The sequence below is a fragment of the Pseudomonas sp. ACN5 genome, from assembly GCF_002303975.1.
Taxonomy (GTDB): domain Bacteria; phylum Pseudomonadota; class Gammaproteobacteria; order Pseudomonadales; family Pseudomonadaceae; genus Aquipseudomonas; species Aquipseudomonas laurylsulfatiphila.
The window spans coordinates 286,547-307,742 of record NZ_MRCP01000005.1 but is presented as its reverse complement, the minus strand read 5'-3'; the positions used below and the strand labels follow the sequence as shown (position 1 = coordinate 307,742).

28 protein-coding genes are annotated in these 21,196 nt (G+C 57.4%); 10 read left to right on the top strand and 18 right to left on the bottom strand.

Features of this window, described 5'->3' with window-relative positions; genetic code table 11:
- Positions 1-5: 5 nt before the first annotated feature.
- The 4 genes from rplT to thrS are packed head-to-tail and all read right to left on the bottom strand — an operon-like array spanning position 6 to position 3,119.
- On the bottom strand, positions 6-362 hold the full coding sequence (gene rplT, locus BSF40_RS12425; RefSeq protein WP_007905879.1) for a 50S ribosomal protein L20: 357 nt from the start codon (positions 360-362) through the stop codon (positions 6-8).
- Positions 363-390: 28 nt separating this feature from the next.
- The gene (gene rpmI, locus BSF40_RS12420; protein ID WP_002553160.1) at positions 391-585 is read right to left on the bottom strand and encodes a 50S ribosomal protein L35; all 195 of its coding nucleotides are present in this window, start codon (positions 583-585) and stop codon (positions 391-393) included.
- A 60-nt stretch (positions 586-645) separates the two neighbouring features.
- Entirely contained in the window at positions 646-1,197 is a 552-nt protein-coding gene (gene infC / locus BSF40_RS12415) for a translation initiation factor IF-3 (protein WP_172435703.1), read from the bottom strand.
- The gene (thrS, locus tag BSF40_RS12410) at positions 1,197-3,119 is read right to left on the bottom strand and encodes a threonine--tRNA ligase (protein WP_007975710.1); all 1,923 of its coding nucleotides are present in this window, start codon (positions 3,117-3,119) and stop codon (positions 1,197-1,199) included. The genes infC and thrS overlap by 1 nt, the downstream gene beginning before the upstream one ends.
- 374 nt (positions 3,120-3,493) lie before the next feature.
- On the opposite strand from thrS, the gene BSF40_RS12405 reads away from it, so the two are divergent.
- Positions 3,494-3,796, top strand: a complete 303-nt coding sequence (locus BSF40_RS12405; protein WP_095965338.1) for a hypothetical protein — start codon at positions 3,494-3,496, stop codon at positions 3,794-3,796.
- 291 nt (positions 3,797-4,087) lie between these two features.
- Positions 4,088-4,300, top strand: a complete 213-nt coding sequence (locus BSF40_RS12400; RefSeq protein ID WP_003179963.1) for a cold-shock protein — start codon at positions 4,088-4,090, stop codon at positions 4,298-4,300.
- A gap of 70 nt (positions 4,301-4,370) precedes the next feature.
- On the opposite strand, the gene BSF40_RS12395 is transcribed toward BSF40_RS12400, so the two are convergent.
- Entirely contained in the window at positions 4,371-4,691 is a 321-nt protein-coding gene (locus BSF40_RS12395) for an I78 family peptidase inhibitor (RefSeq protein WP_095965337.1), read from the bottom strand.
- A 170-nt stretch (positions 4,692-4,861) separates the two neighbouring features.
- Positions 4,862-5,167 (bottom strand): hypothetical protein, encoded by a 306-nt coding sequence (locus tag BSF40_RS12390; RefSeq protein ID WP_007975706.1) that lies wholly within the window; start codon positions 5,165-5,167, stop codon positions 4,862-4,864.
- Positions 5,168-5,300: 133 nt separating this feature from the next.
- Between BSF40_RS12390 and BSF40_RS12385 the strand changes: the two genes are divergently transcribed.
- On the top strand, positions 5,301-5,513 hold the full coding sequence (locus BSF40_RS12385; protein WP_095965336.1) for a hypothetical protein: 213 nt from the start codon (positions 5,301-5,303) through the stop codon (positions 5,511-5,513).
- A gap of 33 nt (positions 5,514-5,546) precedes the next feature.
- Here BSF40_RS12385 and BSF40_RS12380 read toward each other — a convergent pair whose 3' ends face one another.
- The 8 genes from BSF40_RS12380 to BSF40_RS12345 all read right to left on the bottom strand — a co-directional run bounded on the left by BSF40_RS12380 (position 5,547) and on the right by BSF40_RS12345 (position 13,244).
- Positions 5,547-6,575, bottom strand: coding sequence for a nucleoside hydrolase (locus BSF40_RS12380; RefSeq protein WP_095965335.1), 1,029 nt, complete (start codon positions 6,573-6,575; stop codon positions 5,547-5,549).
- Between the two features lie 43 nt (positions 6,576-6,618).
- Positions 6,619-7,023: a D-ribose pyranase gene (gene rbsD, locus BSF40_RS12375; RefSeq protein WP_095965334.1), complete on the bottom strand. Its 405-nt coding sequence runs from the start codon at positions 7,021-7,023 to the stop codon at positions 6,619-6,621.
- Positions 7,020-7,937: a ribokinase gene (gene rbsK / locus BSF40_RS12370; protein WP_095965333.1), complete on the bottom strand. Its 918-nt coding sequence runs from the start codon at positions 7,935-7,937 to the stop codon at positions 7,020-7,022. The genes rbsD and rbsK overlap by 4 nt, the downstream gene beginning before the upstream one ends.
- A 75-nt stretch (positions 7,938-8,012) precedes the next feature.
- Complete coding sequence (locus BSF40_RS12365) at positions 8,013-9,032, bottom strand: LacI family DNA-binding transcriptional regulator (RefSeq protein WP_095965332.1); 1,020 nt, start codon at positions 9,030-9,032, stop codon at positions 8,013-8,015.
- Positions 9,033-9,035: 3 nt separating this feature from the next.
- Entirely contained in the window at positions 9,036-10,013 is a 978-nt protein-coding gene (locus tag BSF40_RS12360; RefSeq protein WP_095965331.1) for an ABC transporter permease, read from the bottom strand.
- On the bottom strand, positions 10,010-11,563 hold the full coding sequence (locus BSF40_RS12355) for a sugar ABC transporter ATP-binding protein (protein WP_095965330.1): 1,554 nt from the start codon (positions 11,561-11,563) through the stop codon (positions 10,010-10,012). Before BSF40_RS12355 ends, BSF40_RS12360 begins: the two co-directional genes overlap by 4 nt.
- Before the next feature lie 55 nt (positions 11,564-11,618).
- A complete protein-coding gene (locus BSF40_RS12350) occupies positions 11,619-12,590 on the bottom strand; it encodes a sugar ABC transporter substrate-binding protein (RefSeq protein WP_095965329.1) in 972 nt (323 codons plus the stop codon).
- A 192-nt stretch (positions 12,591-12,782) separates the two neighbouring features.
- Positions 12,783-13,244: a hypothetical protein gene (locus tag BSF40_RS12345; RefSeq protein WP_095965328.1), complete on the bottom strand. Its 462-nt coding sequence runs from the start codon at positions 13,242-13,244 to the stop codon at positions 12,783-12,785.
- A gap of 352 nt (positions 13,245-13,596) precedes the next feature.
- Between BSF40_RS12345 and BSF40_RS12340 the strand changes: the two genes are divergently transcribed.
- From BSF40_RS12340 to BSF40_RS12330, 3 genes are all read left to right on the top strand, one after another.
- A complete protein-coding gene (locus tag BSF40_RS12340; protein ID WP_007975695.1) occupies positions 13,597-14,685 on the top strand; it encodes an asparaginase in 1,089 nt (362 codons plus the stop codon).
- A gap of 180 nt (positions 14,686-14,865) precedes the next feature.
- Positions 14,866-15,135: a DUF1654 domain-containing protein gene (locus tag BSF40_RS12335; protein ID WP_095965327.1), complete on the top strand. Its 270-nt coding sequence runs from the start codon at positions 14,866-14,868 to the stop codon at positions 15,133-15,135.
- Between the two features lie 4 nt (positions 15,136-15,139).
- Positions 15,140-15,829: an endonuclease gene (locus BSF40_RS12330; protein WP_095965326.1), complete on the top strand. Its 690-nt coding sequence runs from the start codon at positions 15,140-15,142 to the stop codon at positions 15,827-15,829.
- Between the two features lie 85 nt (positions 15,830-15,914).
- Here the strand turns inward: BSF40_RS12330 and BSF40_RS12325 are convergent, their stop codons facing one another.
- Positions 15,915-16,280, bottom strand: a complete 366-nt coding sequence (locus BSF40_RS12325; RefSeq protein ID WP_095965325.1) for a penicillin-binding protein activator LpoB — start codon at positions 16,278-16,280, stop codon at positions 15,915-15,917.
- A 250-nt stretch (positions 16,281-16,530) separates the two neighbouring features.
- Here BSF40_RS12325 and csrA point away from each other — a divergent pair, with 250 nt between their 5' ends.
- A complete protein-coding gene (csrA, locus tag BSF40_RS12320) occupies positions 16,531-16,722 on the top strand; it encodes a carbon storage regulator CsrA (RefSeq protein WP_007975691.1) in 192 nt (63 codons plus the stop codon).
- 164 nt (positions 16,723-16,886) lie between these two features.
- Here the strand turns inward: csrA and BSF40_RS12315 are convergent, their stop codons facing one another.
- Complete coding sequence (locus BSF40_RS12315) at positions 16,887-17,342, bottom strand: DUF2214 family protein (protein WP_095965324.1); 456 nt, start codon at positions 17,340-17,342, stop codon at positions 16,887-16,889.
- Positions 17,343-17,545: 203 nt separating this feature from the next.
- On the opposite strand from BSF40_RS12315, the gene BSF40_RS12310 reads away from it, so the two are divergent.
- A complete protein-coding gene (locus BSF40_RS12310) occupies positions 17,546-18,298 on the top strand; it encodes a carbonic anhydrase (RefSeq protein ID WP_095965323.1) in 753 nt (250 codons plus the stop codon).
- A 92-nt stretch (positions 18,299-18,390) separates the two neighbouring features.
- On the opposite strand, the gene BSF40_RS12305 is transcribed toward BSF40_RS12310, so the two are convergent.
- Positions 18,391-18,585 (bottom strand): hypothetical protein, encoded by a 195-nt coding sequence (locus BSF40_RS12305; protein WP_095965322.1) that lies wholly within the window; start codon positions 18,583-18,585, stop codon positions 18,391-18,393.
- Positions 18,586-18,836: 251 nt separating this feature from the next.
- Here BSF40_RS12305 and BSF40_RS12300 point away from each other — a divergent pair, with 251 nt between their 5' ends.
- Together BSF40_RS12300 and BSF40_RS12295 are read left to right on the top strand one after the other, a co-directional pair.
- Positions 18,837-19,043 (top strand): hypothetical protein, encoded by a 207-nt coding sequence (locus tag BSF40_RS12300; protein WP_095965321.1) that lies wholly within the window; start codon positions 18,837-18,839, stop codon positions 19,041-19,043.
- Positions 19,044-19,441: 398 nt separating this feature from the next.
- The gene (locus BSF40_RS12295; RefSeq protein WP_095965320.1) at positions 19,442-19,723 is read left to right on the top strand and encodes a hypothetical protein; all 282 of its coding nucleotides are present in this window, start codon (positions 19,442-19,444) and stop codon (positions 19,721-19,723) included.
- Positions 19,724-19,855: 132 nt separating this feature from the next.
- Here BSF40_RS12295 and BSF40_RS12290 read toward each other — a convergent pair whose 3' ends face one another.
- The gene (locus tag BSF40_RS12290) at positions 19,856-20,512 is read right to left on the bottom strand and encodes a trypsin-like peptidase domain-containing protein (protein ID WP_095965319.1); all 657 of its coding nucleotides are present in this window, start codon (positions 20,510-20,512) and stop codon (positions 19,856-19,858) included.
- Positions 20,513-21,196: the final 684 nt, after the last annotated feature.

Here is a 21,196-nt window from a genome sequence, read left to right as displayed (position 1 = left end):
GGTACTTAAGCCAAGGTGGCTTTAGCTTTCTCGACAATCGCAGCAAACGCCGCTTTTTCGTTCACTGCCAGATCAGCCAGAACCTTACGGTCGATCTCGATGGACGCTTTTTTCAGGCCGGCGATGAAACGGCTGTAGGACAGACCGTTGATACGAGCACCAGCGTTGATACGAGCGATCCACAGAGCGCGGAACTGACGTTTTTTCTGACGACGGTCACGGTAGGCGTATTGGCCTGCCTTGATTACCGCTTGCTTGGCAACACGGAATACGCGGGAGCGTGCGCCGTAGTAGCCTTTAGCAAGTTTCAGAATTTTTTTGTGACGCTTACGGGCAATGACGCCACGCTTTACACGAGCCATGAGTTACTTCCTCTATTCTTGACTAAAATTAACGAAGGCGCAGCATGCGCTCGACTTTTGCCACGTCAGACGGATGCAGCAAGCTGCTACCGCGCAGTTGACGCTTACGCTTGGTCGACATTTTGGTCAGGATGTGGCTCTTGAAAGCGTGCTTGTGCTTGATACCGTTAGCAGTTTTCAGAAACCGCTTAGCAGCACCACTTTTGGTCTTCATTTTTGGCATGTTCGGATACTCCGCATTCAGTTGATAAACATAATCAGAAGGCCTGCCGTGCCCTGTTGATTACTTCTTCTTTTTCGGGGCGATGACCATGATCAGCTGGCGTCCTTCCATCTTAGGATGCTGTTCGACCGAACCGTACTCGAGCAAGTCACCTTCAACTCGCTTGAGGAGTTCCATCCCCAGCTCCTGGTGGGCCATCTCACGGCCGCGGAATCGCAAGGATACCTTGGCCCTGTCCCCGTCACTCAGGAAACGTACCAGGTTGCGCAGTTTTACCTGGTAATCCCCTTCCTCCGTCCCTGGACGAAACTTGATTTCTTTAACCTGAATCTGCTTCTGGTTTTTCTTGGCCGCAGCAATCTGCTTCTTCTTTTCGAAGATCGATTTGCCGTAGTCCATCAGTTTGCAAACAGGTGGTACTGCATCGGCGGAAATCTCCACCAGATCCAGCTTGGCCTCTTCAGCCTTAAGAAGCGCGTCTTCGATTGACACAATCCCGAGCTGTTCACCTTCAGCCCCAATTAACCGAACCTCGCGTGCCGAGATATTCTCGTTGATCGGGGCTTTCGGTGCAGTTCGTTTATCTTGTCTCATTTCACGCTTAATAATAATTACTCCGAATCTTGGCGACCACGCCGGGAAACCGCTTGGGCGAGGAACTCAGCGAACTGGGCGACGGGCATCGAGCCCAGGTCAGCACCTTCACGAGTACGCACAGCGACAGTCTGCATCTCGACTTCCCGATCTCCGATAACCAAGAGATAAGGAACCTTGAGCAAAGTATGCTCGCGGATTTTAAAGCCGATCTTTTCATTTCTCAAGTCAGACTTGGCACGAAACCCGCTTTCGTTGAGAGTTTTTTCCACTTCGGCGGCAAAATCAGCCTGTTTATCAGTGATATTCATCACCACTGCCTGGGTCGGAGCCAGCCACGCAGGGAACGCACCCTCGTAGTGCTCGATCAGGATTCCGACGAACCGCTCGAAGGACCCCAGGATCGCCCGGTGCAACATCACCGGGTGCTTGCGACTGTTGTCTTCGGAGACGTATTCGGCTCCCAGACGCACAGGCAGGTTAAAATCGAGCTGCAGGGTACCACATTGCCAGACGCGACCGAGGCAATCTTTCAGCGAGAACTCGATCTTCGGACCGTAGAACGCACCTTCGCCCGGCTGCAGATCGTACGGCAGGCCCGCGCTGTCAAGGGCTGCGGCCAGTGCCGCTTCGGCGCGATCCCAAAGCTCGTCGGAACCGACGCGTTTTTCCGGACGAGTGGACAGCTTCATCTCGACATCTTTAAAGCCGAAATCGGCGTAGACGTCCATGGTCAGCTTGATGAACGCGGCGGACTCGGCCTGCATCTGCTCTTCGGTGCAGAAGATGTGGGCGTCGTCCTGGGTGAATGCGCGCACACGCATGATGCCGTGCAAGGCACCCGATGGCTCGTTACGGTGGCATGCACCGAACTCGGCCAGGCGCATCGGCAGTTCGCGGTAGCTCTTCAGGCCCTGGTTGAACACCTGCACGTGGCAAGGGCAGTTCATTGGCTTGATCGCGTAGTCGCGGTTTTCCGACTGGGTGGTGAACATGTTGTCGGCGTAGTTGGCCCAGTGCCCGGATTTCTCCCACAGGCTGCGGTCAACCACTTGCGGCGTCTTGATTTCGAGATAGCCGTTGTCGCGCTGAACCTTGCGCATGTACTGCTCGAGCACCTGGTACAGAGTCCAGCCGTTCGGGTGCCAGAACACCATGCCCGGCGACTCTTCCTGGGTGTGGAACAGGCCCAGGCGCTTGCCGATCTTGCGGTGGTCGCGTTTTTCGGCTTCTTCGATGCGCTGGATGTAAGCCGCCAGTTGCTTCTTGTCCGCCCATGCGGTGCCGTAGACGCGCTGCAATTGCTCGTTCTTGGCATCGCCACGCCAGTAGGCGCCGGACAGCTTGGTCAGCTTGAAGGATTTCAGGAAGCGGGTGTTCGGCACGTGCGGACCGCGGCACATGTCGACGTATTCTTCGTGATAGTACAGGCCCATGGCCTGTTCGTTCGGCATGTCCTCGACCAGGCGCAACTTGTAGTCTTCGCCACGGGCCTTGAACACTTCGATCACTTCGGCGCGCGGAGTGACTTTCTTGATCACGTCGTAATCTTTCTCGATCAGCTGCTGCATGCGCTGTTCGATGGCCGCCAGGTCGTCCGGAGTGAAAGGACGTTCGAAGGCGATGTCGTAATAGAAACCTTCGTCGATGACCGGCCCGATGACCATTTTGGCGGTCGGGTACAACTGTTTGACCGCGTGGCCAACCAGGTGGGCGCAAGAGTGGCGAATGATCTCCAGCCCCTCTTCATCCTTTGGCGTGATGATTTGCAGCGACGCGTCGCTGTCGATGATGTCACTGGCGTCGACCAGCTTGCCATCGACCTTGCCGGCAACGGTGGCCTTGGCCAGGCCTGCACCGATGGAGGCGGCGACCTCGGCTACGGAAACCGGGTGATCGAATGAACGTTGACTGCCGTCGGGAAGAGTAATAGTTGGCATGGCGCCTCCTCTCCTAGTGGTGACCCCTACCAAAGGTCACGTGGGTTGGGATGAGCCAGTACAAGATCCGGTCCAGGCCATTCAATGACGAACGCCTGCCTTACAGCGGCAGGAGCCTTGCGGCCAACCGGAAAACCGAACCAGAGTGACTGGGATTCAAATCAGGGTTAATCGTGCATCTGCCGCGACCGGGACTGAAGGTCCGCCGGAGCCTGCAAACGCCCGAGCGGGGCATGCTAGCACAGATGAACGGTGGTAGCTGCGCAGAGGCTTTCCAACGCGGCAAATCAGCTGCTTTTATGCCAGAGTGATGAACTTGAGCCGCGCGTTAGCGCTCAGATAACAAGACATCGACCTCAAAGGAGCATCCTGGCATGCGTCTGAATCGTTTTTTCGCTGTAGTCGCACCAATCGTTCTGCTGCTGCCGCTGGCCGCCCACGCCGAATGGCCAAAAGGTGAACGCGAGAAGTACATGTCTCAGTGCGTGCCTGCGGCCGCGCAAAAAATCGGTGAAGCCGCGGCCAAAGCCCACTGCGCTTGTGGTGCGGATGCAATCAAGTCGTTCCCGGCCAGCGACATCCAGGCATTGATGGATAACAAAGCCAGTGACGCCATGAAACAGAAAGCCTTTGACCAGATTGCAGCCTGCAAGGCTGGGAACAAAGCCAAAAAATAAGCACAGATCGGCGTTTTCAACCCTGTTTTACTGGCAAAAAGCCCCCGAAACAGGCCATTCCGTACAATTTATGAAGGTTTTACAGCTTTTTTTATCGCCTTCACTTTCGGCTAGAAGCCTTATAAAACGGGGCTTCCAGCCATTTCAAGGCATAAAGAAACCACGACTGATCGGCAAACAGCTCACCCGGGGGGGTCCCAAACCGAACATTTCGACTATGATACTCGGGTGTGCCCAGTTGGCCTGAGCAGCACAGTACTACTGAAAATATATGTTTCTTGGAGATACACCATGTCTAATCGCCAAACCGGCACCGTTAAATGGTTCAACGATGAAAAAGGCTTCGGCTTCATCACTCCTCAAGGTGGCGGTGACGACCTGTTCGTACACTTCAAAGCTATCGAAAGCGACGGTTTCAAAAGCCTGAAAGAAGGCCAGACTGTTTCCTTCGTGGCTGAGAAAGGCCAAAAGGGTATGCAAGCTGCTCAAGTTCGCCCAGAGTAATTTCCAGGCGCACTAAAAAAACCCCGTCCATGTGACGGGGTTTTTTATGGATGAAACAAAAGCCTGGGGATCAACCGCAGTTGACCCGGGTGACCACCCTGCTGGCATCGGTGTTCAGGTTCAGGCGATCGGAACGGTACTCCAGCGTCACCATATCGGTTGGCAGCAGGAACCGCGCGCTTTGCGCCCCTGCGCGGGTACGCGCCTGCTCAAGCAACTGCGGCGATGCCTGTTTGCCGATGGTGAACTCGGCAGCCTTCGCTTCACAGCGGCTGTGCCCCGTGTCAGTCGTCGCAATATCCGCAGGTGCCGACTCCGTAGAGGCAGTGCTGCAACCGGCCAGCGTGGCAACGGCCAGCAAAGTACCCAATGACGCGAGCTTCCAAGGCATGAAGCCTCCTTATTTCAATGATTAAGCTGAGATCGTGCGACAACCAGACTGGCGTTTGGTTTCACAGGCAGGCAGTGCCAGCACCCTGCCCGCAATCCGGACGAGCCGCGATTCTGCCTGAGCGCCGCCCTCCCCTTAATCACTGAATCGTGACTGAATATGAACAACGCTCAATAGACGTCGATGTAGTCGTAAGGCGGATTGGGCCAGTTCTCTTTCAAGGCATTGAAGATCTGCATGACCCAGACTTCATCGCTGGCCGCGACCCGTCCGACATATCCGGAGCCCTTGGCCCAGGTTTCGAGCCGGAACAACAACCCGTCGATATCGGTACCGCCCACGACACCCGAGGAGATATAGGCAATGCCTCCCTTGGTGACCCGCAACTGGGTGTGCTCATCGTCACTGGCGCCGGCCAGCAACTGACGCACGGCCTCGAGGGTCAGGCCATCCGGGGAGTTCAAATCGATCTGCACAGCGTGCTCCTTGAAAATTCGACAGAGACCAAGTGTCGCATAGCCCTTCTTTCATGCCTAAGTCGACGTGTCAAAAGCCCCGCAAAATGGTTAACTCGGCACTCAGACCTCCCCCGACTTCACGAGTGCCATCATGACCACCGTAAGTATCGACGCTGACATCAAGGCAAAGTGGCAGGACGGCCACAGCTCCTACAGTCCAGGCAGCACGGAAGAGCTTGCCATTATCGGTATCGACCTGCTGGTCAGGGACCTTGGAACCGAAGCCGCCCAATCGTTCATCGAGCAGATTTTCGAGAAGCACCTGTCGGACCAGAAGGGCGACGCTGCCAGCGGGCGGGGGTGAACCCCGCAGGCAGGCAGCTGCGGGGCATGCAGCTTATTTCAGACGGGCCAGACGCTCGGTCAGCAGATCGAAGAAGCCCTGGGCATCGCCGCTTTCAACCCAGAACGCATTCTTCGGCGCTTTCAAGCCGTCATACCAGTCAACGATCGTTTGCCCGAAAGTCGGCCCCTCGCGGCTGTCGACCACCACATTGACCGAGCGACCGCTGAACAATTGCGGCTTGAGCAGGTAAGCGACCACCGTGGCGTCATGCACCGGGCCACCCGAAATGCCGTAGTGTTCGATATCGCCTTTGATGTATTCATTGAGAATGTCGCCCACCAAACGGCTGGCATTGTTGTTCAGCGCAGCAATCTGTTTCAGACGCGCTTCGCTGGTCAGGATCTTGTGGGTCACATCCAGCGGCAGGTAGGTCAGCTTCACGCCACTCTTGAGCACCACTTCGGCGGCTTGCGGATCGGCGAACAGGTTGAACTCGGCCACCGGCGTGATGTTGCCGCCGTTGAAGTGCGCACCGCCCATGACCACCACTTCCTTGATGCCCTGGACGATACCTGGCTCCTGGATCAGCGCCAGGGCCAGGTTGGTCTGCGGGCCAAGCATGGCGATAGTGATGCTGTGGGGCTCGGCGGATTTCAGGGTGTCGATCAGATAAGCGATGGCACTGCCCTTGGCCAGGCCTTGTTTGGGCTCATGCACGGCAATGCCGGACAACCCTTCCTTGCCATGAATGTCCTCGGCATAGATGGGTGAGCGCATCAAGGGCTTCGGCGCTCCCGCATAGACCGGCACCTCTTCGCGCCCCGCCCACTCCCGGGCCAGTCGCGCATTGCGCGAGGTCTTGTCGAGGCGAACGTTGCCCGCAACGGTGGTCAGCGCCCGGACATTCAGCTCGTCCGGCGACGCCAGGGCGAACAACAGGGCAACGACATCGTCAGCCCCCGGATCGGTGTCGATGATCAAATCGATTTTTTGCGCCGCCTGGGCGTTCGTTGCGGTAATCAGGGACAAAAGCAGCAGACTCCGGAGCAGTTGGTGCAGTTTCTGAGCATAGCGATACATGGCGCACTCCTTGTGCATGGGAAATCCAAAGGCAGGCAGTCCGTCAAAACGTAACCCCGGCGAACAGCACGATATTGCAGTACGGCTGGCACTCGCCTGTACGAACAATCGCCCTTGCCTGTCGGCTCAGGACCTTGAATTGTTCATGGCTGAGCACCTCACGGCGCCCCAGTGCGCCTTCACCGTTCAGTTCATCCAGGGCGATCAGGGGCGACGGTTTTTTATCGAAAATCTCCTGAGCCAGCACATGGCTTTCGACCTGCATCTCACTGAGCACCACCTTCAAGGTGCTGACAAAATCCGGAATGCCCTGGGTCAAGGCCAGGTCGATCAATTCAACGCCCGGTGGAACCGGCAAACCGGCGTCCCCAATGACGACCATGTCGCCATGCCCCAATGAGGCGATCAGCCGCGACAAGGCGATGTTGAGCAAGGGTGTCTTTTTCATGGAGTTTTAAACGCCTGCACATCGCTCAAGGCGGGAATCGAAGGTTGCGCGCCGGCCCGGGTGACCGACAGCGCCGCAGCCACCTGACCGAAGCGGATCGCCTGTACCTCATCCTGCCCCGCAGCCAACGCCGCAGCGAAACCACCGACGAACGTATCGCCCGCCGCCGTGGTGTCGACAGCCTTTACGACGGGCGCGGGGAAATGTTCGAATCGCTGGCCATCGGCAAACAGCGAACCTTGCGCACCGAGGGTGATGATCACCTTGCCGGCGCCCAGGGCAATCAGCCGGGTCGCCGCCGCTTGCGCGGTCTCCAGGGAGTCAACCGACACTCCGCTCAAGGCCGACGCTTCGCTCTCGTTGGGAATCAGGTAATCGATAGACCCGTACCAGTGCGATGGCAACGGACGGCTGGCCGGCGCCGGGTTGAGGATGACCGTCTTGCCCAGCTCGCGCCCCCGCTTGAGTGCATGGCCAACGGAGGCATCGGGCACTTCCAGCTGGCAGATGAGCACGTCCGCCGCTTGTATCACCGAATCAAAACGGTCAATGGCTTCAGCGGTCAATGCACCGTTGGCACCAGGGACGATCACGATGGTGTTCTGACTGCTGTCGTCGACCACAATCAATGCCACGCCGCTGGAACCGTCAACGGTGCTCACCGCCTGGCAATCGATCTGCTCGGCCAACAGCGCCCCGCGCAACGCCTCACCATAGGCGTCATTGCCCACGCAGCCGATCATCGACACCCGGGCTCCGAGCCGTGCCGCAGCCACAGCCTGATTGGCGCCCTTGCCGCCGGAGACGGTGGCAAACGACTGACCAATCAGCGTTTCACCACCCCTGGGCAAACGCGGCGCCCGGGTCACCAGGTCCATGTTCAAACTGCCTATTACCACTACTTTTGCTGGCATACGTTGCTACTCATCGATTCTGTTTCGGCGACACTGTCGGTTCAGCGGCTTTCTGTTTTCAACGGCTTTCTGTTTTCAACGGCACTGGTCAAACACGCCGGCCAACGGCGCCGTCGATTCTCGGATGACAATACTCGGCGTCACGATCCGCTGATCGGTCGCCAGGCCCGGCGTGGCGATTCGCCGCAAAAGCACTTCGGCAGCCATTTCACCGAGCTGCAGGATCGATTGCCCCACCGTGGTCAACGACGGGTAGACATACCGGCTCATCTGGATATCGTCGAAGCCGATCACCGACAACTCGCTCGGTACGCGAATATTGCGCTCGGCGGCGGCCCGCAGCACACCGATGCCGATCATGTCATTGGCGGCAAAAATGGCGGTAGGCGGATGGCTTTCCAGCAAAATCGCGGCAGCACTGTAACCGCCGGTGCTGGTGAAATCGCTTGCCAGCACGCGCTCGGGAGAGACTTCGACGCCCGCCTCTTTCAAGGCCCTGCGATAACCCGCCAGACGCATCTGCGCCACACTGGTGTTTTCCGGCCCGCTGATCGTGGCGATATCCCGGTGGCCCAACTCCAGCAGGTGTCGGGTCGCCAGGTACGCGCCGTACTCATGGTCGATACGCACCAGGTCGGCATCGACACCGTCCAGTCCGCGGTCAACGATCACCATGGGCGTGCGCACGCCTTTCAGACCCTGTACCAGGCCACTGTCGCCGCCGGCCGAGGCGACGATCAGGCCGTCGATGCGTTTTTCCAGCAACACACGCAGGTAGCTGCGCTGCTTGTCCGGATTGTCGTCGGAGTTGCACAGGATCACGCAGTAACCGTTTCGCTCGCAGTAATCCTCAATCCCCCGGGCCAGCTCGGCGAAGTACGGGTTGAGGCTGTTGGGAACCAACAGGCCGATGGTCGCCGTAGTCTTGGCCTTGAGTGAACGGGCCACGGCGCTGGGGACGTAGTCGAGGGTCTTGATCGCCGCCTCGACCTTGATCCGGACTTCTTCACTGACCGGGCGGGTCTTGTTCACCACATGGGAAACCGTGGTGTAGGAAATGCCGGCAAGGGCTGCCACATCTTTGATAGTCGCCATGACTCAGGTCCGCCGGCTTGCGCGTTGACTGCGATAAGTGTCCAGCACCACCGCCACCACGATCACGGCGCCGGTAATGATGCGTTTGGTCGGTTCCGTTGCCCCGATCTGCGCCAGCCCCGCGGCCAGCACGGAAATGATCAGAACGCCAAAAAACGTGCTGATCACCGAGCCGCGCCCGCCCATCAGACTGGTCCCGCCGATCACCACGGCGGCAATCACCTGCAACTCAAGACCGGATCCGGCATTCGGGTCGGCGGCTTCCAGGCGAGAAATCTGGAACAGCGCGGCAATGCCGGCCAGCAGTCCCATCAGGCTGAACACCAGGATTTTGTAGGGCTTCGGATTGATCCCCGCCAGCCGTACGGCCTCTTCATTGGTGCCGATACCGATCAGGTAGCGACCGAACACCGTGCGGGTCAACACGGCCTGGGCGATGAATATGATCAGCAACGCAATGATGAACGAGGGTGAAATGCCGAAGGCGATCGGATTGGACAACCAGGCGAACGCATCGCCGATGTAGGCCGTACGCGACCCGGTCATCTGGTACGCCACTCCGCGCGCCATTTCCAGCACGCCCAGGGACACGATGAACGACGGTATCCGCCACGCCACCGTGATCGAACCGGTGAGGGTGCCTGCGAGCGCCGCGACGGCCATGCCGAGCAACGCTGCGGGCAGCACGCTCCAGTCCCAGCCCAGTATCGCCACGCTGACGGTCGAGGCCGCCAGTGCCAGCACCGAACCTACCGACAGGTCGATGCCCCCGATGATCAACACAAAGGTCATGCCGACCGCCAGCACCATCAGGTCCGGAATCTGGTTGGCCAGGGTGCTGAACGTATCGTAGGACAGGAAGTGACTGCTCAACACCGAGAACAGCACGATCATCGCCAACAAGGCACCCGCCAGGCCCAGATAGGTGCCCAGGCCATAGAAGTTGCCACTGCGTGTGCCGGCCAAAGAAGCGGTTTTCATGGAAGATCCCTAGGCGCGGCGTCGAAGCGCTGCGCATCACGTTTTTGGTAGCCGGCAAAAGCAGCGGCAAGCAACTCATCCTGGGTCCAGCTGTCGCGATCGAACGTATCGATCAGGCTTCCTGCTGACAGCACACCGATCCGGTCGCAGATCAGCATCAGCTCGCGCAAGTCGCTGGAAACCACCACCAGCGCCTTGCCCTTGCGGGTCAACTCACCGAGCAGGTTGTAGATATCGAACTTGGCGCCGACGTCGATGCCCCGGGTCGGCTCGTCGAACAGCAGCACCGAGCAATCGCGCTCCAGCCAGCGACCGATGACGACTTTCTGCTGGTTACCACCGGACAACTCGGACACCGACTGTGCCGGACCGGAGCTGCGAATGCGCATGGCATCGATCTGTCGCTGGGCCAGGGCGTTTTCGCCATCGTTGTCGACAAAACCGGCGCTAGAGATGCCGGGCATGTTGCCCAAGGCGATATTGGCACCGATCGACTGCGTCAACAAAAGGCCTTCGCCCTTGCGATCTTCAGTGATCAGCGCGATGCCATGCCCGACCGCATCCACCGGCGAACGCACAGTAATGACCTGCGCCGGCGAGCCCAGGGCTATCGTGCCGCTGTCGGCGATATCGGCGCCGAAGATCAGGCGCAACAACTCGGTGCGCCCCGCGCCGATCAAACCGGAAATGCCGAAAATCTCGCCGGCACGCACTTCGAACGACACGTCGCGAACCTTGTCGGATCGGCTCAGGCCCTTGACCGTCAACACCGGGGCGCCGATCTTGCGCGCGCCCATATCGATGTGCTCACCGAGCTCGCGACCGACCATCAGGGTGACCAGTTGCTCGCTGTTGTAGTTGGCCATCGGCGCGACACAGACCAGATTGCCGTCGCGCAGCACGGCAATGCGTTGCGCGACCCGCGCCAGTTCTTCGAGGCGATGAGAGATATAGATGATCGATACGCCGCGAGCCTGCAGGCGGGTGATCTGCTCGAACAGCATTTCGACTTCACGTGCCGTGAGCATCGCGGTGGGCTCATCGAGAATCAGCACATGACAATCGCCGATCAGGTTGCGGGCGATCTCTACCATTTGCTGATGACCGATGCCCAGTTCGCCGACCAGGGTATCCGGGTCAATGGCGTCGAGCCCGACCTGAGCCATGGCCTCGATGGCAGCCTTGCGCAATTGCTTGCGACTGATCCAGCCGCCGCTGTTGGGCAGATTGTGAAGAAACAGGTTTTCCGCCACCGACAGGGTCGGCAGCAGATTGAGTTCCTGCATGACCATGCGGATGCCGAGGTCTTCTGCCTGGCTCCGGCTGCCTGGGCGATAGTCCTGCCCCTGAAACTGCATCTGGCCGGTAGTCGGCGCGACCAGCCCGCCAATGATTTTCGACAGCGTGCTTTTGCCTGCGCCGTTCTCGCCGGTCAGCGCCAGCACTTCACCGCGCATGAGCGTCAGGTCGATGCCGGCCAGTACCGGTTGGGCGTAGGTCTTGCCGATACCGCTGACCGAGAGGACAGCGTTCGTAGCGCAAGCGGACATAAAAACTCTCCACGCGCCCGTCCGGCTGGACGAGCGCCGTTGCGTCGCCAGAAGGTTACTGTGTGACCTGCTCTTTGGTGACCAACTCTACCGGCGTTTCGATCACGCCATTGGCGCCGCCGTCGACCTTCTCGCCCTTGAGAATCTTCAACGCCGTCTCGATGCCGAACACCGCCTGCCTGGCTGCAAACTGGTCGGCAGTGGCGAGCACTCGGCCATCCTTGAGCATCGGCTGGATGGCGTTGATGTTGTCGTAGCCGACCACTTGCACCTTGCCGGCCTTGCCCGCGGCGCGCACGGCAGACACCGCGCCGACCGCCATGCTGTCGTTGCCGGCCAACAGGGCCTTGGTTTGCGGATATTCGCTGAGAATCGAGGCGGCCACCTTGTTGCCTTTGTCGATTTCCCAGTCACCGGATTGCAACGACACGACCTTGATCTGCGCCGCCTCCATCGCATCCTTGAAACCTGCGGTGCGCTGCTGGGCATTGGTGGTGGTAGACACACCTTCGATGATGCCGACTTCGTCACCGGCCTTCAGCTGCTTGGCCAGGTAGTCGCCCACCAGCCGCGCCCCCTTGCGGTTGTCCGGGCCTACGAACGGTACATTGATGTTTTTGCTTTTGACCACGGCGGGGTCCAGCTGGTTGTCGATGTTGATCACGGTGATACCGGCATCGATGGCCTTCTTGATCACCGGCACCATGGCCTTGGAATCTGCCGGCGCAATCACCAGCGCATTGACCTTGGCCAGGATCATCTGCTCGACGATGCGCGTCTGGCCGGCGGTGTCGGTTTCATCCTTGATGCCGTTGGAGATCAGCTCGAATTCGCCGGAGTGATCTTTCTGATAGGCCTTGGCGCCGTCTTCCATGGTCAGGAAAAACTCGTTGGCCAGGGATTTCATGACCAGTGCGACTTTCGGTTTTTCTGTGGTTTCAGCGAAGGCAGAAGAGTCAGGCAGTGCAGCGGATGCGGCAGCCAGCACAGCGACAGCGAGAAGACGTCCAGCAAATGGCAGCTTCATGGGTTCACTCCGATCTTATGATTATTGTGAGCAACGCTTGCGCTGGCGTAAGCTTCACGACCCACTGTGATGGAAAGCCATTACAGGGGGCGCGCAAACGTTTGCGTGACCCAGACTATGCGAATCCTGCCGGTATTTGTCAACGACCTGAAAAGTGCCTTCAGAGCGGATTGGCGAAAAACGGCACTCAGTTCATGCCGTGGTGTTAACCACCGATCCCGTGCCGGAACCCTTGGTCAACTCTTTGACCAGACTCGCACTCACCTGAAGGATGGCGCCGTTGGTTGCGGCAACCTGCGCCTGAATGGCCGCTACCGCGGTGGTCTTGGCTTCCGGGGTCGGATAGGACGCCGCCTGGGCCTGGGCTAATTGCTGCTGTTGCTCACGCAATTGCTGCTGCAACTCCTTCAGGCGCTTGAGCAGGATCTTCACCGCAAAACTGGTGTTATCGCTGGTTTCCGATTCGGCCTGTGCGCCGGCACTTTGCCCCAGACCTGTCGGACCGGTTTTAACCTGGGTGCCGTCGCCTTCCTTTACCCCCAGCGCCTGGCCCCCTGCATCCTCTGTCGCATCGCCCGAGGCACGAATGGTCGCCGCAGGCTTCCCCCCGATGGTGATGTTTGCGGCATTCGGGAAGCCAATGGATAACGACATGTGAACTCCTGCAGAAATAGATCCCTTGGGGGAGCATCGACCGACGCGCGCTTTTCTTTAGTCGTTAACGAAGATTTCACGCGCTCAAGTCTTGAACAGGACTGCCCTCCGTTTCGGAGAGCCGAACGCAAAAGCTAAACATGTTCGGCAATCCGGACGCCCGGCCCCGGAACCGCCTTAGGACACAAACTGCAATACCGTTACAAATCATTAAGTTAAGCGTATTTTTCGATTCAGGGTGTTACTGGTACAGATCCTGCTCTTCTCCTCGCACCTCCGGCGTTCAGATTCGCCCGGGGCGTATCTAGATGAACCTGCATCTGCACCGTCTCACAACTAGAAGAGAAAAATAATGACATCTGCACTCAAGACCTTTGTTCCGGGCGCCTTGGCCCTGCTGCTGCTTCTGCCGACCGCCCTTCAGGCCAAAGAAGCCGAAACCCAACAGAAACTGGCCAACGTGGTGATCCTGGCCACCGGTGGCACCATTGCCGGCGCCGGCGCCAGCGCCGCCAACAGCGCGACCTATCAAGCGGCGAAAGTCGGCATTGAACAATTGATCGCCGGCGTTCCAGAACTGAGCCAGGTGGCCAACGTTCGTGGCGAACAGGTCATGCAAATCGCTTCCGAAAGCATCACCAACGAAAACCTGCTGCAACTGGGCCGCCGCGTAGCCGAACTGGCCGACAGCAAAGACGTCGATGGCATCGTGATCACCCACGGCACCGACACCCTGGAAGAAACCGCGTATTTCCTGAACCTGGTGGAAAAAACCGACAAGCCGATCATTGTCGTGGGTTCCATGCGCCCGGGCACCGCGATGTCCGCCGATGGCATGCTCAACCTGTACAACGCCGTGGCCGTGGCCAGCAGCAAGGATGCGCGAGGCAAAGGCGTGCTGGTGACCATGAACGATGAAATCCAGTCGGGTCGCGACGTCAGCAAAATGATCAACATCAAGACCGAAGCGTTTAAAAGCCCCTGGGGTCCGCTGGGCATGGTGGTAGAAGGCAAATCCTACTGGTTCCGTTTGCCAGCCAAGCGCCACACCATGGATTCCGAATTCGACATCAAGACCATCAAGAGCCTGCCTGACGTCGAGATTGCCTATTCCTACGGCAATGTCAGCGACACCGCCTACAAGGCGCTCGCCCAATCAGGCGCCAAAGCCATCATCCACGCCGGCACCGGCAATGGCTCGGTATCGTCGCGGGTAGTCCCTGCCCTGCAAGCCCTGCGCAAGGACGGCGTGCAGATCATTCGCTCTTCCCATGTCAACGCCGGCGGCTTCGTATTGCGCAACGCCGAACAGCCTGACGATAAATACGACTGGGTCGTGGCCCACGACCTGAACCCGCAAAAGGCCCGAATCCTGGCGATGGTCGCGCTGACCAAGACCAATGACAGCAAAGAGCTGCAGCGGATGTTCTGGGAATACTGATTCGCCCTCGCCCGACCGATCCGGTCGGGCACCCTGTGCGCCACTCTCCAGTCCTGGCGATTGGCGCTGCTCGATCTGACAAAAAAACTCCCTGCGCCTTACACCAAATAGAACAAACCGCTGTCAGAGGATTTTCTTGATTTTTAAGCAGTTGCGAAATTGCCTACAGTTAAATACTGTATGCACGTACAGCTTAATAAGGATAATTCCGTGGACACTACCTCTGCCTCTTCTGACACCTACGTACGCATGGGCCTGCGCGTTCAGAAAATCATCAACTCCCCCACCGCACAAAAGGCCAGGGCAGCACTGATCTTCCGCCTGCCTGACGAGCCGGTGGATGAATGGGAACGCTTGCTGGAAGAAATCGACGAGAACGACAACGTCACCCTCGCCTATCGCGACGATGGCGGCGTGCAGATTTTCTGGGTTGTGCCGAAGGAAGATTGATTCGATGAGTGCCCGCTGGTTTGCTTTGTTTTTTGTGTTTTTTGTCATGGCTGCGCAAGCCGACGCTCCGCGCACCTTCACCGAAGCGAAAAAGGTCGCGTGGAAGCTCTACGCTCCCCAATCCACCGAGTTTTACTGTGGCTGCAAGTACACCGGCAACCGGGTGGACCTTGCCGCCTGCGGTTATGTGCCGCGTAAAAATGCCAAGCGCGCATCCCGCATCGAGTGGGAGCATATCGTTCCGGCCTGGCAGATCGGCCATCAACGCCAGTGCTGGCAAGAAGGCGGTCGCAAGAACTGCACCCGCTACGATCCGGTTTACCAGAAGGCCGAAGCTGATTTGCACAACCTGGTGCCCAGCATCGGCGAGGTCAATGGCGATCGCAGCAACTTCAGTTTCGGTTGGCTGCCCGAACAGTCGGGACAGTATGGTTCGTGCCTGACCCAAGTCGACTTCAAGGCCAAGAAAGTCATGCCCCGCCCTTCCATTCGCGGCATGATCGCCCGGACCTACTTCTACATGAGCAAGCAGTATGGCTTGCGCCTGTCGAAACAGGATCGACAACTGTACGAAGCCTGGGACAAAACCTACCCCGTACAGGCCTGGGAACGGCAACGCAACCAGAGCGTGGGGTGCGTCATGGGACGCGGCAACGAGTTCGTCGGCCCGGTGGACATGAAGGCCTGCGGCTGAGTCCAGGCGGCACCTGAAACAAAAAAGGCCTTGAGGCTAAACCCCCGAGGCCTTTTGGTTTGCCCAACATCTTCGCTGCCGACTGTTATTGAGCGGCCGGACGCTCAAGCACCAGCAATTCGATGTTCTGTTTCTTCGAGCGAGTGAGCACAGCACGGACCTCATCCTGTTTGGCTTCGGCCTCGGCTTTCGAATTGAACGGCCCCATCAGGATTCGCGTATTGCCATTTTCCTTGACGACGCTGGACATGAAACTGTGTTCGATCAGCCAGCCACTCAAATCACTGACCGCCTGAGGGGTTTCACCTCGCACTTCAAGATCCCATTGCGGGCCGGACGCTGCCGCGGGTACGGCAGCCACGGCCGGCTTTGGCTTCGGCGCATCCACACTGCTGCCCTCTCCACATCCCGCCAGTGCCAACATCGCGAGTACCAAGACCATTTTGCGCACGGCGTTTCCCTCTAAATGCTTAAAGCGGGGATTTTAACATCCATGAATACTTCACGAGTGCCATAAAATGGGCTCAAAACAACGAGAATCATGGTGGCGGCCTCTGTATAGTTACGCCTTGGGAATTAATGCCACATCTGCGCGTCAGAAAGAGGCACCCAAACTGTGAGACTTCGCACTAATCTATACATACCACCGACCTCTGCACTGTCCGAATCAGGTGCCCCACAAAGCAATCAAGGAGAAGACCATGCTGATACTCACCCGCAAAGTCGGTGAAAGCATTAATATCGGTGATGACATTACGATCACCATCCTGGGCGTAAGCGGCCAGCAAGTCAGGATCGGCATCAACGCCCCGAAGGACGTTGCAGTGCACCGTGAAGAAATTTATCAGCGCATTCAGGCCGGCCTGACCGCCCCGGAAAAGCCGCAATCCTGAGTTCTGTTGCAGTCAGTAGCCAGCCCGTTCAGTGCGCAACCACGGCTGGCTAAAGATTCAGCATCGCATCGAGGCTTTCAGGGGTCGATACTAGCGACAAGCTCAAGGCTCTGGCTGTCGGACGTTTCTTGTTTATCCTGGGGAAGGACGCGCTCGCTGCGTGATCAAGCAAACATCACCCCGCGCGCCATGCCAGTCGCCGCCACCACTATCAACAGCACCAGCAGTGCCTCGACATGACTGATCCGTGCAAACAGCTTCGCACGGCCGGTATCGAAGGCGACTTTGCGGCCCAGCGCTATCCGCCATTTGATCAACGTCACCATGGGTGCAATCTCCAGCAGCAAGATCAGCACGAACAGCGTCATCTTCAGATGAAACAACGGCTGATGCAGGTAATAGTCCGTGCCTTTCTCGTACCCGCCAAAGGCTCGCATCCCCCCGCTGATCAGTAACACGACAGCTGAAATACCCCAGATATTGTCCGCCATCAGGACACTGCGCACTTCTGCGGTCCCATCGGCCAGACGCCGAAAAGCCGTGCCTCGAGTCAGCACCGCCCAGAATCCCAACGCAACCGCCAAAAGATGAACCGCCGCCAGAAACCAATGAGTCAGCATCGAGAAACTCCTGCCAGGTAGAAGCTGTATGAGCCTGACAGTAGTAGCCCATGAAATGGCTGCTTGCACGGCATCCTCGGACCAGGCCCGGTACACAATATGACAGACCAACTAGACTCCACTGCGCTGGCATTGAGCGACCGCGGCAGTCCCAGCCCCAACAGCAACTCACTCTCACCGCATTGAACTGAGTAAACAAAATCATGTGTGAATCATGTGATTCAAGCTCTGCTTCAAACACAACAGGCCGTCGTCGTTTTCTTCAATTTGCCGGATTGAGCGCAGGCGCCCTGCTGCTTGCCGGCACACTGCCCGGCCAGATCATCCAGGCAGCCGAAAAAGCGACAGCCCCACCCAAACCACAAAACGTGATCAGTCCCGACATGGCGCTGAAAAGACTGATGGAGGGCAATGAACGATATGTAAGCGGTACATCCAAGACTCATGATTTCAAGGCTGAGCGAGAGGCCCTGGTGTCGGGTCAAAATCCGTTTGTGGCCGTGCTGAGCTGCTCTGACTCGCGCATCGCCCCGGAGTATGCGTTTGACACTGCGCGCGGCGATCTTTTCTCCATCCGCGTCGCGGGCAACTTTGTCACCCCGGAAGGCCTGGCCAGTCTTGAATACGGGGTTGCCGTGCTGGGCGCCCCGCTGATTCTGGTACTCGGCCATGAGAGCTGCGGCGCCATCGAGGCCGGTATCAAGGCCGTCAAGGACCAGACGGTTTTCCCCGGCCATATCCCGAAACTGACTGACGCGCTCAAGTCGGCCATCGAGGCCGTGCTCAAGCAACCCGGGAACCTGATGGAAAACGCCACCGCGCAGAACGTCAAAAATTCGGTCAACAGCCTGAAACAGGCTTCGCCGTTGCTGACCGATGCGCAGAGCAAAGGCATGCTGAAGATCGTGGGAGGTGTCTATCGCCTGGCGAGCGGCAAGGTAGAGCTCATCGCCTGACCCACAACGCGCACATCGCCAGCATCGGCGCATAACCCCCGCATGCAAAGAGCGCCGCATGCAAAGAGCCCAGCGCGATGGCTGGGCTCTGGTTACTTCCGGTTTTCCATCATTTTGTCGGCCAGGGCTTTAGCCCTCTCGATCAACAGGTTCTGCCTGTCTTCGTGCGTAGCCCCGCCCACAACCGGGGCTGTCAGATTGCTTTCGGCAATCAACGCAGCGCAGAAGTATTGATCCCAAACGGCTTTGTCTACGGGTGCCTGTTTGCTGATTTGATCGACGTTCATGGGCGGCTCCTTTCAATGAGGCAGCCCCACTAGTTTACGCCTGAATGGCCAAGAATCCGGATCATCATCCACCGTTGTCCGCCATTCGTCGCCTGCGAAAACACAACGATGAGTTCAACCGCATCCGTGGCTTGAGGATTGCACAGATCGCGCGTAGCAGCGCCAGAACGACATAATTCTGGCGCAGCAGCCATTCAATCAATGCTTAAGGACTCCAGCGATACGCTTGGTCAGTCACCGGGAGATGTAACGTGTCAACGCTCAACGAAATCGCAATGAACCACGCGAGAATGGCTAAGGAAAAAGCAGCAGAGTCGACCGAACTGAGCGAGCGACACCTCCAGATTGTAGGGAGCTTCGAGGTACCGTCCATTGACGTACAACAGAACGTCCCCATGCACCTGATCGCTGGAGCGCAGGAGGTGCATCTGGTTCATGCGACGGGTTTCGCGCTCTGACCTTTTATGAGGCAAGCGACATACTGATCGATTTACCCGGCAACAGGTAAGTGGATTCGGCACTGGCAATGGAACATGCCATCTGGATGCAATCACCTGTTGCCTGGCTCCCACCCACTCCTCGCATCACAATCCCCCAAAAAAATCCCGCAGGCGTAACGCAGTGGGTGAGACTCGTGGCAAGGTGCCGATGGACCTGGCTTTGCTTTCGTCGGGTCTGAAGGCAGGATGCGCGCCTACCAACAAGAAACCACCGCACTCCAGGGTTATCCAATTGGTTGTAACCATGACTAAAGACCGCGTAAACGAAATCGATTTACTTCGGTTTATCGCGGCAATTGTCGTCCTGTTCTTTCATTATTCTTTTCGGGGGGCATGCTTACGACGATCTGTCCATCATGCCTTACCCCTGGATTATTCCAGCTGCACAGTATGGATATCCGGGGGGTCAGCTGTTTTTCACGATCAGCGGCTTCGTGATGTTGATGGGCAATGGACGCTTTTCAGCTACTTTTACTCAATACCTCGCCAACATGACAATGCCCAGCGAGTTCATGAAAGTACCGTCTATCGATGGCGCCTACTGGTCAATCTTCATCGAAATCCGTTTTTATCTTTTGATCGCCATCCTGTTGGTCGCCCGACACCACGGAGTGGCGCCGCATCGGTTTTTATCTTGATCGTGTTTATTTGCACCGACATTCACGACAGACAACAAAAAAGGGCCCACCTTAGGGTGGGCCCTTCCAGACCGCCAGGCCGGGCGGATTTTGCCTGGTAGGCGCGATAGCCAATTGGCTGATAGCTAAAAGTTACTTCACGACATACCTGGCGCCGTGTGGATCGTTAAGCTTTGCCTGCAAAATCCCCCACTCGCGCTGAATGATCGAGTAAGGAATAAAGATGCTGATCCTCTCAGCACCCTTTACACCGGAGTGATTGCTCACATCGTTCAGAGTGGTTGAGTAGAAACCGATATTGATGCCGACAATACAGCCGTCACTGGTGAGGACCGGCCCACCCGACATGCCCTTGACCAGCGGGGCATCATGGATGGCATAGAGATCACCGCTGCGTTCATCGGTATTGAGGAACGGCGTTTGATACACCTTGCCTTTCCCGGTAGTGGTCATGAGGTAAGGACTCGCCCCAACGGCAGTGATGCTCTCGCCCACACGCGGTGCGCGCCATGATGGGTAGCGGCCGCTGGCCTTGTGCAGGATGAAGACGAGATCACAGCCTGTGCTGCAACTGTACTTCACGTTGGGGATGAACGGAGTGTGGCGCGTGGTTACCGCATAGTCATCGTTCCATTGCACGGCCGAGGCCATGTATAGATACGGTGCGGGAAACCCCGAATGGACTAAAAAGTATGAATCATTGGCAGCACCCGAAAAGTCGGGTTTTACGATGCCGTTGCATCCTGCAGTTACCGCTCCAATTAAAAAGTAGGCCATGATCTTGATCATGATATATCACCGACTTAATTGGGAGAGTGTGACTGTTTTTTGTTGTCAATATTTTGTCTTTTGTCGGGATTGCAGTACTCCTCGCCGCTTGTTCTAGTTGGACGTTTCCTTACTTATGGCTGAGTTTGTAATGACGCGTATGAATAAATCGCGCTAAAGCCAATCGCTTTTCGATCAACTCTAGAAGTTCAAATATTTGGCGCCTGAAAAGTGTTAAAGACGAGAAAGAAAATCAAGAGTTTCTATAGACTGTTTCGTTAGTGGCGCCAGCTGAATAAATCGCTATGCCCGCCAGCCACAAGAGCGACAAGAAGCCTGATGCTAGCCCAGTCGCCCTGCACTGCAGCTGCGCCGCAACTGGCTTGATATTCCGCCACGCGAAATATGATTCATACAGTTAAAGGAAGCTACGCAGAGAAACTTCTGTCAGGGATTCAACATAACTTTAACTAAACATCGCTGATTGCGAATCAACTCAACCCACTTAAATTAATCCAAATGCAAAAGTCCTGATTGATCCCAACCAGGGAACTTCTCTTATTCCTTAATAGTTGTTGGCACCCATTGTCTGACCGCAGGCATTAAAGCCGGGGACTGCTCCAGGCCGAGTAATTTATCGCACTACTGCGCCCCAACCCCTTCCAGACTTTGAGCCTGAATCGCCGTTCACATTGCCCCGCGTGA

Coding starts and splice junctions, on each gene's coding strand:
- rplT (WP_007905879.1), bottom strand. CDS start 362: ATGGCTCGTGTAAAGCGTGGCGTCATTGCCCGTAAGCGTCACAAAAAA.
- rpmI (WP_002553160.1), bottom strand. CDS start 585: ATGCCAAAAATGAAGACCAAAAGTGGTGCTGCTAAGCGGTTTCTGAAA.
- thrS (WP_007975710.1), bottom strand. CDS start 3,119: ATGCCAACTATTACTCTTCCCGACGGCAGTCAACGTTCATTCGATCAC.
- BSF40_RS12405 (WP_095965338.1), top strand. CDS start 3,494: ATGCGTCTGAATCGTTTTTTCGCTGTAGTCGCACCAATCGTTCTGCTG.
- BSF40_RS12400 (WP_003179963.1), top strand. CDS start 4,088: ATGTCTAATCGCCAAACCGGCACCGTTAAATGGTTCAACGATGAAAAA.
- BSF40_RS12395 (WP_095965337.1), bottom strand. CDS start 4,691: ATGCCTTGGAAGCTCGCGTCATTGGGTACTTTGCTGGCCGTTGCCACG.
- BSF40_RS12385 (WP_095965336.1), top strand. CDS start 5,301: ATGACCACCGTAAGTATCGACGCTGACATCAAGGCAAAGTGGCAGGAC.
- BSF40_RS12380 (WP_095965335.1), bottom strand. CDS start 6,575: ATGTATCGCTATGCTCAGAAACTGCACCAACTGCTCCGGAGTCTGCTG.
- rbsD (WP_095965334.1), bottom strand. CDS start 7,023: ATGAAAAAGACACCCTTGCTCAACATCGCCTTGTCGCGGCTGATCGCC.
- rbsK (WP_095965333.1), bottom strand. CDS start 7,937: ATGCCAGCAAAAGTAGTGGTAATAGGCAGTTTGAACATGGACCTGGTG.
- BSF40_RS12365 (WP_095965332.1), bottom strand. CDS start 9,032: ATGGCGACTATCAAAGATGTGGCAGCCCTTGCCGGCATTTCCTACACC.
- BSF40_RS12360 (WP_095965331.1), bottom strand. CDS start 10,013: ATGAAAACCGCTTCTTTGGCCGGCACACGCAGTGGCAACTTCTATGGC.
- BSF40_RS12355 (WP_095965330.1), bottom strand. CDS start 11,563: ATGTCCGCTTGCGCTACGAACGCTGTCCTCTCGGTCAGCGGTATCGGC.
- BSF40_RS12350 (WP_095965329.1), bottom strand. CDS start 12,590: ATGAAGCTGCCATTTGCTGGACGTCTTCTCGCTGTCGCTGTGCTGGCT.
- BSF40_RS12345 (WP_095965328.1), bottom strand. CDS start 13,244: ATGTCGTTATCCATTGGCTTCCCGAATGCCGCAAACATCACCATCGGG.
- BSF40_RS12340 (WP_007975695.1), top strand. CDS start 13,597: ATGACATCTGCACTCAAGACCTTTGTTCCGGGCGCCTTGGCCCTGCTG.
- BSF40_RS12335 (WP_095965327.1), top strand. CDS start 14,866: ATGCACGTACAGCTTAATAAGGATAATTCCGTGGACACTACCTCTGCC.
- BSF40_RS12330 (WP_095965326.1), top strand. CDS start 15,140: ATGAGTGCCCGCTGGTTTGCTTTGTTTTTTGTGTTTTTTGTCATGGCT.
- csrA (WP_007975691.1), top strand. CDS start 16,531: ATGCTGATACTCACCCGCAAAGTCGGTGAAAGCATTAATATCGGTGAT.
- BSF40_RS12315 (WP_095965324.1), bottom strand. CDS start 17,342: ATGCTGACTCATTGGTTTCTGGCGGCGGTTCATCTTTTGGCGGTTGCG.
- BSF40_RS12310 (WP_095965323.1), top strand. CDS start 17,546: ATGTGTGAATCATGTGATTCAAGCTCTGCTTCAAACACAACAGGCCGT.
- BSF40_RS12305 (WP_095965322.1), bottom strand. CDS start 18,585: ATGAACGTCGATCAAATCAGCAAACAGGCACCCGTAGACAAAGCCGTT.
- BSF40_RS12295 (WP_095965320.1), top strand. CDS start 19,442: ATGCCTTACCCCTGGATTATTCCAGCTGCACAGTATGGATATCCGGGG.
- BSF40_RS12290 (WP_095965319.1), bottom strand. CDS start 20,512: ATGATCAAGATCATGGCCTACTTTTTAATTGGAGCGGTAACTGCAGGA.